Here is an 11976-nt window from a genome sequence, read left to right as displayed (position 1 = left end):
GCCGGGGTGGCGCGGGCGGCGGCGCAGGTGGCAGCGCCGGGCGGGCCGGCGGCGGGGACGCCGGCCGCGCGACCGGCACCGGCGCGACCGGGTACGGCCGGGTCGGTGAGGGTGCGGCGGGGCCGGCCGACGACACCGACGGGTACGCCGGCGCCGGGGGGTTCGGCGGGGTCGGGGTGGGGGTGTGCTGGTGGGGCGGGGTCGGGGTCGGGGTGTGCTGGTGGGGCGGGGTCGGGTCGGCGGCCGGTGGGTAGGGGCGGGTCGGCGGCGACGGGGGGTAGGGCAGCGCGGCCAGCTCCGGGTGGTGCAGGTCCCAGCCGCCGGTGTCCACGCCCGCCCACGGGTCCACCGGGGCGCGGTGTTCGGGCAGCTCCGGCGGAAGGGGCGGCGGAGGCGGCGGCACTGGGGCGAACTCCACCGACTCACCCCAGCTGCGGCGGCGGGGCGGCGGCGCGGGTACGGCGGCGGAACCGCTCCAGCGGGGGGCCGCGGGCTGCTCCAGCGTCTGGTCGGGCCGCTGTTCCAGCCGGGTGGCGTCGGGCCGCTGTTCCAGCCGGGTGGCGTCGGGCCGGTGCTCCACCCGGGTGGCGTCGGGGCGAACGGCGTCGGGGCGGGGGGTGCCGGGGTGCTGCTCCACCCGGGTCGGGTCGGGTCGACCGGGCGGCGGCTCGGGTGTCGGCGGCTCGGGTGCCGTGCTCCGGGCCGGAACGGTGGCCGACCCGCGCGCCGGGGTGGTGGGGCCGGGTGCGACCCCCCGTGCCGGGCTTGCCGGCTCCGCCGCCGTGCCGGGCACCGGCGGGCTGAACTGTCCGGCCGGGCCTGTCGGCTCCGGCGGGCTGGCCTGGTCGGTCGGGTCCGGCGCGGTGGCCGGCTCGTCCGGGTCGGCCGGCGCGGGCGGGGTGGTCTGGCTGGTCGGCTCCGCCTGGCTGGCTGGCTCCGCCTGGTTGGTCGGCTCAGGCGGGGTGGTCGGCTCCGGCGGGGTGGCCGCGTCGGTCGGGTCCGACCCGGTGGCCGGCTCGTCTGGGCCTGTCGGCGCGGGCGGGTTGGCCAGGCTGGCTGGCTCCGTCGGGGTGGTCGGCTCCGCCTGGTTGGTCGGCTCCGGCGGGGTGGAGTCGGCGGGCGGGGAAGACTCGCCGGCCGGGTGCGTGGGGTCGCCCTGCGTGACCTCAGCGGGCTCCTCGGCCGGCGCTGCGGTGTCGGCAGGGTCGCTGTCAGGCGGTACGGGGAGGTCGGCTGGCCCGGCGGAGACCACCGGATCCTGCTGCCGACCCGGGACCGGGTCGCCCCCCTCGGCCAGCCGGTCTGTTCCCGGCTGCGGCTGCGGCATCGCGGCAATCTCCTCTCGCACCGGTTGCGAGGTTAGTACCGGGGCGCCACCTCGACCAATCGGCGGTACCGCGACCGCCCGCCCCGCGACCGGGAATCCCCGGCCATGCCACCGGCCGTCCGCCCGCCCGCCCGGCACCGGACACCTGCGGGCCGCCGGGGCGGTGGGGGAGACCGGCGGTGCGGCGTGCCGTCCGTGGGTGGACGCGTACCCTTGGGCTCCATGAGTGCTCCGTCCACGACCCCGCGCCCCGCCGCGGCCACGCCCGACGACGCGGCGGTCGCGTCGCCGCACCACGACACCACGCTGTCGGTGTGGCCCCGGCTGGAGGCGCTGCTGCCCCAGGTGACCAAGCCCATCCAGTACGTCGGTGGCGAGCTGGGCGCGGTGGTCAAGGACTGGGACGCGGCGACCGTCCGGTGGGCGCTGATGTATCCCGACGCGTACGAGGTGGGCCTGCCCAACCAGGGTGTGCAGATCCTCTACGAGGTGCTCAACGAGCTGCCCGACGTGCTGGCCGAGCGGACGTACGCGGTCTGGCCCGACCTGGAGGCGCTGATGCGCACCCACGGCGTGCCGCAGTTCACCGTCGACGCGCACCGCTCGGTGCGCCGCTTCGACGTGTTCGGGGTCTCGTTCTCCACCGAGCTCGGCTACACCAACCTGCTCACCGCGATCGACCTGGCCGGCATCCCGATGCTGGCGGCCGACCGCACCGGGGCCGACCCGGTGATCGTGGCCGGTGGGCACGCCGCGTTCAACCCGGAGCCGATCGCCGACTTCATCGACGCCGCCGTGCTCGGCGACGGCGAGGAGGCGGTCCTGGAGATCACCACGATCGTCCGGGAGTGGAAGGCGGAGGGTTCCCCGGGTGGCCGCGACGAGCTGCTGCTGCGGCTGGCCCGCACCGAGAGCGTCTACGTGCCGCGTTTCTACGACGTGGACTACCTGCCCGACGGTCGGATCCAGCGGGTGGTGCCCAACCGCCCGGACGTGCCGTTCCGGGTGCACAAGCGCACGACGATGGACCTGGACGCCTGGCCGTACCCGAAGAAGCCGCTCGTGCCGCTGGCCGAGACGGTGCACGAGCGGTACGCGGTGGAGATCTTCCGGGGCTGCACCCGGGGTTGCCGGTTCTGCCAGGCCGGCATGATCACCCGCCCGGTGCGGGAGCGGTCGATCACCACCGTGGGGCAGATGGTCCAGCAGGGGCTGGAGTTCTCCGGCTTCCACGAGGTGGGGCTGCTGTCGCTGTCGTCGGCCGACCACTCCGAGATCGGCGACATGTGCTCCGGCCTGGCCGAGCAGTACGCCGGCACCAACGTGTCGCTGTCCCTGCCGTCGACCCGGGTGGACGCGTTCAACATCGACCTGGCACAGGAGCTGTCCCGCAACGGACGGCGGACCGGGCTGACCTTCGCCCCGGAGGGCGGGTCGGAGCGGATCCGCAAGGTCATCAACAAGATGGTGTCGAAGGACGACCTGATCCGCACGGTGGTCACCGCGTACACCAACGGTTGGCGGCAGGTGAAGCTCTACTTCATGTGCGGCCTGCCCACCGAGACCGACGCCGACGTCCTCGAGATCGCCGACATGGCGCACGAGGTGATCCGGGCCGGGCGGGCGGCCACCGGCTCCAAGGACATCCGCTGCACCGTCTCGATCGGCGGGTTCGTGCCCAAGCCGCACACCCCGTTCCAGTGGGCGTCGATGGAGCGGCCCGAGGTCATCGACGGCCGGCTCAAGCTGCTCAAGCAGGCCATCAACGCGGACCGGTCGCTCGGCCGGGCCATCGGTTTCCGCTACCACGACGGCGAGCCGTCGCTGATCGAGGGCCTGCTCAGCCGGGGTGACCGCCGGGTCGGTGCGGTGATCCACGAGGTGTGGCGCAACGGTGGCCGGTTCGACGGCTGGAGCGAGCACTTCTCGTACCGGCGTTGGGTGGACGCCGCCGCCGCGGTGCTCCCGGGCTTCGGCGTGGACCTGGACTGGTACACCACCCGGCAGCGCGACGAGCTGGAGGTGCTGCCCTGGGACCACCTCGACTCGGGCCTGGACAAGGACTGGCTGTGGCAGGACTGGCAGGACTCGCTGGGCGAGTACGAGCAGGACGACTGCCGGTGGACCCCGTGCTTCGACTGCGGCGTCTGCCCGTCGATGGACACCGAGATCCAGATCGGGCCCACCGGCCGTAAGCTCCTGCCGCTCACCCCGGTCACCGCGCTGAAGGTGCCCACCGGCGCCCAGCAGTGACCGCCGACGGGGCGGGGCCGGCGCGCTGTGGCGGGCCGCCCGTCCCGTTCCGACGATCGTGAAGCTATCGTCACCGGCAGTTCGCGCCCCGGGTCGACCCGGGGCGCGGCACCACCGGCCGGCGTCAGACCGAGGAGTACGACGATCAGCAGGAAACCACAGCCGGAGGGCGGGCAGGCGCCGGTCGTCCAGCGTGTCCGGATCCGGTACGCCAAGCGCGGGCCGTTGCGGTTCACCTCCCACCGGGACTTCGCCCGTGCCTTCGAGCGGGCCCTGCGCCGTGCCGCCGTGCCGGTGGCCTTCTCCCAGGGCTTCACCCCGCATCCGAAGATCTCCTACGCCAGCGCCGCTCCCACCGGCGTCGCCAGCGAGGCGGAGTACCTGGAGGTCGGCCTCCAGGCGACGGTCGACCCGGAGCAGCTGCGGCTGGCCCTCGACGCGGCGCTCTCACCGGGCCTCGACGTGCTGGAGGTGGTCGTCGCCGCCGGGGGGAGCCTGGCCGAGCGGATCGAGGCGTCGCACTGGCGCATCGAGCTGCCCGACGTCGACCCGGACGTGGCACGACGGGCGGTGGCCGCCTTCGTGGCCGCCGACGAGGTGCAGGTCGAGCGGATGACCAAGCAGGGCCGACGGACGTTCGACGCCCGTGGGGCGGTGACCAACATCGATGTGCTGCCGTCGGGGGAGACGCCTTCCGGGGCAGCGGACTCGTCATGTGCGATACTCGAACTGGTCGTACGGCAGGTCACCCCGTCCGTACGACCCGATGACGTCCTTTCCGGCCTCCGCGTGGTGGCCGCCCTGGAGCCGCCGGTCTCCCCGAGGGTGATCCGGCTGGCGCAGGGCGTGTTGACCGCGCAGGGTGCGATCGTGGATCCGTTGGACGCGGATCGCGACGGGGCAGCCATCGGAGAACACTGACCGTCGGTCAGCGTTCTGGCAGGCAGACTTCGGCGGTCGCGCACGTCGCGTGCCCGGCGGAAACACTTTTGCGGCGATCCTGCGTGGCAGCGCTCACCCGCGCCCGGGGCCGCCAGAACTGGAGAACGTCCATGCTCGAGAACGAGCCCGAGGGCGGCGAACGGACCGGTTCCCAGCCGGCCGGCGACACCGCCGACAGCACCGTCGACGGCGGCACGGGAGCCGCCGCCACGCCACCGGAGGGCGCTGCGGCGTCGCCGGACGGCGCGGCGGCCCCCCCGACCCGGCGGCGGACCACCCGACGGCGGGTCGCGCCGCTGAGCCAGCCGGAGTTGACCGGGGGAGCGCCCGCCGAGGCGTCCGCCACCGCCGCCTCGGCCACCGACGAGTCACAGCAGGCCGAGGTGATCGTCCCGGTCGCCGGTGAGTTGGACTCCGCGCCGAAGACCACCCGACGTCGCCGCAAGGCCACCCCGGCCAAGGCGGCCGAGGAGCCGGTGGTCGCCGACGGGGTGGAGGAGGGCAGCGCGGAACTCGTCCCGCCGGTGAAGGTGACCCGTACCCGGCGGAAGAAGGCCGTCGCCCCGGCGGCGACCGAGCCACCCGCCGAGACCCCGGCCGCGCCGCTGCCGGCCGCCGAGGCCCCTGCTGCTCCGGCGGCGGTGGCTCCGGTTTCCGCAGCTCAGGAGCCGGCCGTCGCGGCGGAGGAGCCCGCCGTGGAGGCGGCTGCCCCGACCGAGCCGACCGTCGCCGACGAGGCCGAGGAGCCCCTGGTCGGGGAGCCCGTCGCGGAGGAGCCCGCAGCCGACCGGCCGGCCTCCGGGTCGACGCCACCGGCCGCGGCCGGTAACCGGACCGGGGAGGTGCCGCCCGGGGTTGCCGTGCCGGCCGTCGACGAGGCGGTGGAGCCGGCCGAGCCGCAGCCGCGGACCCGTCGGCGACGGGCCGCGATCGCCGCGCCGACGGTCCTGTTCATGGCCCCGCAGCCGGAGGAGCTGCCCACCTTCCGGGTGGTCGAGCCCGGCCCGGTCGCCGAGGCACCGGTCGAGGAGCCCGCCGAGGAGCCCGTCGAGACCGGGCGGCGGCGTCGCCGTGGCCGCCGGGAGACCGAGCCGGTCGAGGCCGTCGAGCCGGTCGAGCCCGTCGTGGAGGAGCCCACCGGCGAGGCCGAGGAGGGCGCCGAGGACGACGGTGACGACGAGGACGACGACGAGTCGGCCGCCGCGCGCCGCCGACGTCGCCGGGGTCGGCGGGGTCGGGGCCGGGGCAAGGGCGGCGCGGACGACGCCGACGAGGACGACACCGAGGAGCCGGCCCAGGCCGAGGCCGAGGGGGACGACACCGAGGACGAGGGCGACGGGGACGGGCTGACCCGTCGTCGGCGTCGGCGTCGCCGTCGGGGTGCCGGGGACGTCGAGGGTGGCGCCGACGACGGCGTACCCACGGTGGTCAAGATCCGGGAGCCCCGCAAGGCCGTCGACGAGGTGCAGGGCGTCTCCGGCTCGACCCGGCTGGAGGCCAAGCGCCAGCGTCGCCGGGACGGCCGGGAGCAGCGCCGGACCCGGCCGCCGATCCTGAGCGAGTCGGAGTTCCTGGCCCGCCGGGAGGCGGTCGACCGGGTGATGGCGGTCCGCCAGCGCGGCGACCGGACCCAGATCGTGGTCCTGGAGGACGGCGTCCTGGTCGAGCACTACGTCACCCGTAACTCGTCGGGCACCATGGCCGGCAACGTCTACCTGGGCAAGGTGCAGAACGTCCTGCCCAGCATGGAGGCGGCCTTCGTCGACGTCGGGCGGGGCCGCAACGCCGTCCTGTACGCCGGTGAGGTCAACTGGGACAGCAGCGGCCTGGAGGGGCGTTCGCGCTCGATCGAGCAGGCGCTGCGCTCCGGCGACTCGGTGCTGGTCCAGGTCACCAAGGACCCGATCGGCCACAAGGGTGCCCGGCTGACCAGCCACGTCGCGCTCTCCGGCCGGCACCTGGTCTACGTGCCCAACGGCAACGCCTCCGGGATCAGCCGCAAGCTGCCCGACAACGAGCGTAAGCGGCTGCGCGACGTGCTCAAGAAGCTGGTCCCCGACGGCGCGGGCGTGATCGTCCGGACCGCCGCCGAGGGGGCCAGCGAGGACGAGTTGGCCCGGGACGTCAAGCGGTTGCAGGCCCAGTGGGAGGACATCCAGGCCAAGGCGACCGGTGGCGGCGCTCCGGTGCTGCTCTACGAGGAGCCCGACCTGGTCATCCGGGTGGTCCGGGACCTGTTCAACGAGGACTTCCGCGAGCTGGTCATCGAGGGTGAGCAGTCGTACGGCATGGTCGAGTCGTACCTGTCGCACGTCTCGCCGGACCTGGTCGACCGGGTGCGCCGGTACGTCGGCACCGCCGACGTGTTCACCGAGTACCGCATCGACGAGCAGATCATCAAGGGGCTGGACCGCAAGGTCTTCCTGCCCTCCGGTGGTTCGCTGGTGATCGACCGTACCGAGGCGATGACCGTCATCGACGTCAACACCGGCAAGTACACCGGCTCCGGGGGCAACCTGGAGGAGACGGTCACCCGCAACAACCTGGAGGCGGCCGAGGAGATCGTCCGCCAGCTGCGGCTGCGCGACATCGGCGGCATCGTGGTGATCGACTTCATCGACATGGTGTTGGAGTCCAACCGGGAGCTGGTGCTGCGCCGGCTCACCGAGTGCCTGGGCCGGGACCGCACCAAGCACCAGGTGACCGAGATCACCTCGCTCGGCCTGGTGCAGATGACCCGTAAGCGGATCGGTGCCGGCCTGCTGGAGGCGTTCAGCGAGCCCTGCGAGTGCTGCAAGGGCCGGGGCCTGGTGATCCACACCGAGCCGGTGCCGGAGAAGCCGCGTGCCGTCAACGGCGGCGCGGGCGACCGGGTCAAGGCCGTCGCCTCGGCGGTCACCGCCCCGGCGGCCGAGCCGCCGGTCAGCGCGTCGTCGCGGCGGCGGGCCCGCAAGGCGGCCACGGCGGAGCGGACCGTGGTCGAGACCACCGACGCCACCGACGTCGAGGTCGCCGCCCCGGCGGTCGACGCCGGCTACGACGACACCATGGGCTACGACCTGTCCCGGTACGAGACGCAGACCCCGGCCGTGGCCGACGCCCAGACGGGCGAGTCGGCCCGGCTCGCGGGAGCGGACGACCCGGACGCGCTCGGCGAGGCCGACGGCGACGACGACGGTGGGGACGCCGGCACGGGCCGGCGTCGTTCCCGCCGGGGCGGTGCCCGTCGCCGTACCCGACCGTGACGGGCTGACCCGCGCCTGGCAGCACCGGACCCCTTCCCCGGCACACCGCCGGTGGGAGGGGTCCTGCCGTGCCGGTGGCCGACGATACGATCGGGCACCCCGGCTAGGAGATGACATGCGCCGCCTGCCCGCCGCCATCGTGGTGGCCACCGTCCTGCTGACCGGCGTCGGGTGCTCCGGCGACCGGGCCGACCCGCCGACCACCTCCGGCCGGCCGTCCGGTGCCGTGACCCCCGCCACCGTGGTCCCGTCCGCCGTGGTGAGCGGTTCCCCGGCGGGTGGCAACGGGCCGCAGGTGTGCGCCGACGCGGAGGCCGCGTCGACCACTGCGGTGCGCACCTACGTCGAGGAACTGGGCAAGATGATCGCGGCGGTCGGCGCGAACGACAGCACGGCGGCGGACACCGCCCGCAAACGGGCGGAGACGGCGCTGACCACGTGGCGGACCGTGTTGCGACAGCAGTCCGGCCGGGCCACCGACCCCCAGTTGAAGGCCCTGCTCGCCGACCTGGCCACCGAGATCGGCCGGCTCGGCACCGACGTCGACTCGATCGACGAGACCGAGCTGGACCGGCTCCAGCAGCGGCTGGACCAGCTCTGCTCCCGCTGACGGCGGTCGGTGGCGGTGTGGTCGGTCGACCCGCCCGGCTGCCGGGAGGGCCGCTCGACAGGGGGGGTCGGTTTGGGGCGCGGGTGGATGATGGCGTACTCTTTCCTGCGGCGCACTTTGGTGTGCCGAGTTCCCGCGTGCCCGCGCTGCCGGTGTCACAGCTACCCGGCGAGTTGCCATGGGAACGACCGCCAGCAGCCTCAACGACAGGGAGTCCGCCTCCGATGTACGCGATCGTCAAGACCGGCGGCAAGCAGTACAAGGTCGCCGAGGGCGACGTGATCGAGGTCGAGAAGCTCACCGGTGCCCCCGGTGACGCGGTGAAGCTCACCGCGGTGCTCCTCGTCGACGGTGACGACCTGGTGACCGACGCGGCGAAGCTTGCCAAGGTCGCGGTGTCCGGCGAGATCGCCGCGCACACCAAGGGCCCGAAGATCCGGATCCACAAGTTCAAGAACAAGACCGGCTACCACAAGCGCCAGGGTCACCGCCAGCCGCTGACCCAGGTCAAGGTGACCGGCATCTCCAGCGGGAAGTAGGTCGTCGGACAATGGCTCACAAAAAGGGTGCGTCCAGCTCGCGTAACGGTCGTGACTCCGCGGCCCAGCGACTCGGCGTGAAGCGCTTCGGTGGTCAGGTCGTCAGCGCGGGTGAGATCCTCATCCGTCAGCGTGGCACCAAGTTCCACCCCGGTGACCTGGTCGGCCGTGGTGGCGACGACACGCTCTTCGCGCTGTCCGCCGGCTCGGTCCTGTTCGGCACCAAGCGGGGTCGCAAGACCGTCAGCATCGTGCCGCAGTAGCTCGAAGGCGAAGCGGGCCGCGGACCTCGGGTCCCGGCCCGCTTCGCCGTTTCAGGTGGGGGATGCTCCCACCGCCGGGTGCCCGTCGCCGTCGCGCCGGGGCCCGGGGGTGTTTTCAGGTGCGGGGCCGGACCCCGCTGGAAGGATTGGCGTCGTGACGACGTTCGTTGACCGGGTCGTCCTGCACATGCAGGCCGGCGACGGCGGGCACGGCTGTGTCTCCATCCACCGGGAGAAGTTCAAGCCCTTCGGCGGCCCGGACGGGGGCGACGGCGGGCACGGCGGCAGTGTCTCGCTGGTGGTCGACCCGCAGGTGACCACGCTGTTGGACTTCCACTTCCGCCCGCACATGAAGGCCGAGAACGGCAAGGGCGGCGCGGGTTCGAACCGGGACGGCGCCAAGGGCCACGACCTGCTGATCAAGGTGCCGAACGGCACGGTCGTGCAGACCCTCGACGGTACGGTGCTGGCCGACCTGGTCGGTGTGGGCACCACCTTCGAGGCGGCGCGCGGTGGGCGCGGCGGGCGGGGCAACGCCTCGCTGGCCAACGCCCGGCGCAAGGCGCCCGGCTTCGCCGAACTGGGCGAGCCCGGTGACCGGCTCGACGTGGTGCTCGAACTCAAGAGCGTCGCCGACGTCGGCCTGGTCGGTTTCCCGTCGGCGGGCAAGTCGTCGCTGATCTCGGTGATCTCCGCCGCAAAACCGAAGATCGCCGACTACCCGTTCACCACCCTGGTGCCCAACCTGGGCGTGGTCCGGGTGGACAACCACACCTTCACCGTCGCCGACGTGCCGGGTCTGATCCCGGGCGCGGCCACCGGCAAGGGGCTGGGCCTGGAGTTCCTGCGCCACGTCGAGCGGTGCGCCGTGCTGGTGCACGTGGTCGACACGGCGACCCTGGAGCCGGGCCGGGACCCGTTGGCCGACATCGACACCATCGAGGCGGAGCTGGCCGAGTACGGCGGGCTGGCCGACCGGCCCCGGCTGGTGGCGCTCAACAAGGTCGACGTGCCCGACGGGCAGGACCTCGCCGACATCGTCCGCCCCGACCTCGAGGCGCGTGGGTTCCAGGTGTTCGACGTCTCCGCGGCCACCCGGGAGGGGCTCAAGGAGCTGACGTACGCAATGGCGGAGCTGGTCGACCAGGCCCGCCGTGCCGCGCCGCCGGCCGAGCCGACCCGGGTCGTGATCCGCCCCAAGGCGGTCGACGACGCCGGCTTCACCATCGAGGCGGCGGCCGACGGCTCGTTCACCGTCCGGGGGGTCCGACCCGAGCGCTGGGTACGCCAGACGAACTTCGACAACGACGAGGCGGTCGGCTTCCTCGCCGACCGGCTGGCCCGGCTGGGGGTGGAGGAGAAGCTGGCCAGGGCCGGCGCGAGCCCCGGTGACCTGGTCCGGATCGGCGAGCGGGAGTTCGACTGGCAGCCGACCCTGTATGCCGGCGTCGACTTCGTCCCCGGCAACCGGGGCACCGACGTGCGGCTGGAGGAGAAGTCGTCGCGCCCTGCGGCGGCCGAGCGGCTGGCCGCCCGCAAGGCCCGCCGGCAGCGCCCCGAGGACGAGCTGGCCTCGGCCCCGCACGACCTGCCGGACGACGACGAGGACGACGACGAGGAGTAGCCCCGTACCGGTCGGGCCCGGGTCGTTTTCCGGAAACCTCCGCGAAACGGACCCGGCCTAGCGTGGGGTGATGCTGATCGAGTCCCGTCCCGCCACCGACCCGGAGGTCGACGCGCTGGTCGCCGCCCAGCAGCGGGAGCTGCGCGAGGCCGACGGCGGGCTGGACGGGCAGGTCACGGTGGTGCACGACGGCATCCGCTACCTGGTGGTGGTGGACGGCGGCCGGGTGGTGGCCTGTGGTGGTGTCCAGTCCCTCGACGCCGACACCGGCGAGTTGAAGCGGATGTACGTCCGCCCGGGTTACCGGGGGCGGGGGATCGCCCGGCAGTTGCTCAGTGCGCTGGAGGAGCTGGCGTTCCAGCAGGGCCACTCGGTGCTCTGCCTGGAGACGGGCAGTTACCTGCCGGCTGCGATCGGCCTCTACACCTCCTGTGGCTACCGGCCGATCCCGGTCTACGGCGAGTACGTCGACAACCCGTACAGCGTGTGCTTCGCCAAGCGGCTGCCGGTGGCGGCCTGAACGCGAGGGTCAGCCCCGGTCGGGTGGGACGTCCAGCCGGCCGCCCGTGCCGGCGTCGTTGGACAGCAGCAGCCCGACGGCGAGCATGCCGAGGCCGAGCATGAGGTGCAGCCAGCTGTCCGCGTCGTTGAACGGCACGATGTTGGCCGGGGTGTCCCGGGTGACGGCGAAACCGTAGAGCCAGAGCGCCAGGTAGAGCACCCCGCCGACGGTGAGGTAGATCCGGGCCCCGCCGAGCCGACGGGCCAGCACCAGGCCGACCAGGCCGAAGACGAGGTGCAGCAGGTTGTGCAGCACCGACACCTGGAACACCCCGAACAGTTCCGCGCCGGAGTGGTGGCCGGCGAAGGCCAGCTCCCCGTAGCCGGTGGTGACGCCGGGGACGAAGCCGAGGATGCCGAGCAGCAGGAAGACGGCCGCGACGATGGTGGCGACCAGCTGGACCCGGGGCTTCGGGGCGGCCGGGGCGGGCCGTCGCGTGGCGTGGGCCATCGCTGTCACCTCCAGGGGCCGACGGTCGGACGATTTCCATATTCTGGGCGGTGGGGCGGCCCTGGGCGGGAGAAACGACGAAAGGACCCCGACCACCTGCTGCGGCACCCGCCCGGTGGCGGGCCGGCCGGCTCCGGCGGCCGGACCCCATGGCCGGCCGG

Annotated in this window: 9 protein-coding genes and 1 pseudogene; 8 read left to right on the top strand and 2 right to left on the bottom strand. The window is 73.8% G+C overall.

Features of this window, described 5'->3' with window-relative positions:
* Positions 1–1348, bottom strand: a pseudogene (locus JQN83_RS27960) (hypothetical protein); the annotation flags it as partial.
* 201 nt (positions 1349–1549) lie between these two features.
* On the opposite strand from JQN83_RS27960, the gene JQN83_RS27955 reads away from it, so the two are divergent.
* From JQN83_RS27955 to JQN83_RS27920, 8 genes are all read left to right on the top strand, one after another.
* Positions 1550–3580, top strand: a complete 2031-nt coding sequence (locus tag JQN83_RS27955) for a TIGR03960 family B12-binding radical SAM protein (RefSeq protein ID WP_208570142.1) — start codon at positions 1550–1552, stop codon at positions 3578–3580.
* A 201-nt stretch (positions 3581–3781) separates the two neighbouring features.
* A complete protein-coding gene (locus tag JQN83_RS27950) occupies positions 3782–4501 on the top strand; it encodes a TIGR03936 family radical SAM-associated protein (RefSeq protein WP_208570151.1) in 720 nt (239 codons plus the stop codon).
* A gap of 131 nt (positions 4502–4632) precedes the next feature.
* Positions 4633–7767, top strand: a complete 3135-nt coding sequence (locus JQN83_RS27945; RefSeq protein WP_208570141.1) for an Rne/Rng family ribonuclease — start codon at positions 4633–4635, stop codon at positions 7765–7767.
* Between the two features lie 115 nt (positions 7768–7882).
* Positions 7883–8377: a hypothetical protein gene (locus JQN83_RS27940; protein WP_208570140.1), complete on the top strand. Its 495-nt coding sequence runs from the start codon at positions 7883–7885 to the stop codon at positions 8375–8377.
* Between the two features lie 224 nt (positions 8378–8601).
* The gene (gene rplU / locus JQN83_RS27935) at positions 8602–8916 is read left to right on the top strand and encodes a 50S ribosomal protein L21 (protein ID WP_067312477.1); all 315 of its coding nucleotides are present in this window, start codon (positions 8602–8604) and stop codon (positions 8914–8916) included.
* A gap of 11 nt (positions 8917–8927) precedes the next feature.
* A complete protein-coding gene (gene rpmA / locus JQN83_RS27930) occupies positions 8928–9179 on the top strand; it encodes a 50S ribosomal protein L27 (protein WP_208570139.1) in 252 nt (83 codons plus the stop codon).
* A gap of 154 nt (positions 9180–9333) precedes the next feature.
* Entirely contained in the window at positions 9334–10803 is a 1470-nt protein-coding gene (obgE, locus tag JQN83_RS27925) for a GTPase ObgE (protein ID WP_208570138.1), read from the top strand.
* Positions 10804–10873: 70 nt separating this feature from the next.
* Positions 10874–11323, top strand: a complete 450-nt coding sequence (locus JQN83_RS27920) for a GNAT family N-acetyltransferase (RefSeq protein WP_208570137.1) — start codon at positions 10874–10876, stop codon at positions 11321–11323.
* Positions 11324–11332: 9 nt separating this feature from the next.
* On the opposite strand, the gene JQN83_RS27915 is transcribed toward JQN83_RS27920, so the two are convergent.
* Complete coding sequence (locus tag JQN83_RS27915; RefSeq protein WP_208570136.1) at positions 11333–11815, bottom strand: DUF4383 domain-containing protein; 483 nt, start codon at positions 11813–11815, stop codon at positions 11333–11335.
* Positions 11816–11976 lie beyond the last annotated feature (161 nt).

Origin of the sequence: Micromonospora antibiotica, from assembly GCF_017599305.1 — a bacterium.
In the GTDB taxonomy this organism is placed as follows: Bacteria; Actinomycetota; Actinomycetes; order Mycobacteriales; family Micromonosporaceae; genus Micromonospora; species Micromonospora antibiotica.
The sequence above is the reverse complement of the archived record's forward strand: the minus strand, read 5'-3'. Positions and strand labels throughout refer to the sequence as shown.

What these genes read in the sequence shown, in the direction of transcription:
- JQN83_RS27915 (WP_208570136.1), bottom strand. Translation starts at nt 11,815, where the DNA reads ATGGCCCACGCCACGCGACGGCCCGCCCCGGCCGCCCCGAAGCCCCGG.
- JQN83_RS27940 (WP_208570140.1), top strand. Translation starts at nt 7,883, where the DNA reads ATGCGCCGCCTGCCCGCCGCCATCGTGGTGGCCACCGTCCTGCTGACC.
- rpmA (WP_208570139.1), top strand. Translation starts at nt 8,928, where the DNA reads ATGGCTCACAAAAAGGGTGCGTCCAGCTCGCGTAACGGTCGTGACTCC.
- JQN83_RS27945 (WP_208570141.1), top strand. Translation starts at nt 4,633, where the DNA reads ATGCTCGAGAACGAGCCCGAGGGCGGCGAACGGACCGGTTCCCAGCCG.
- rplU (WP_067312477.1), top strand. Translation starts at nt 8,602, where the DNA reads ATGTACGCGATCGTCAAGACCGGCGGCAAGCAGTACAAGGTCGCCGAG.
- JQN83_RS27920 (WP_208570137.1), top strand. Translation starts at nt 10,874, where the DNA reads ATGCTGATCGAGTCCCGTCCCGCCACCGACCCGGAGGTCGACGCGCTG.
- JQN83_RS27955 (WP_208570142.1), top strand. Translation starts at nt 1,550, where the DNA reads ATGAGTGCTCCGTCCACGACCCCGCGCCCCGCCGCGGCCACGCCCGAC.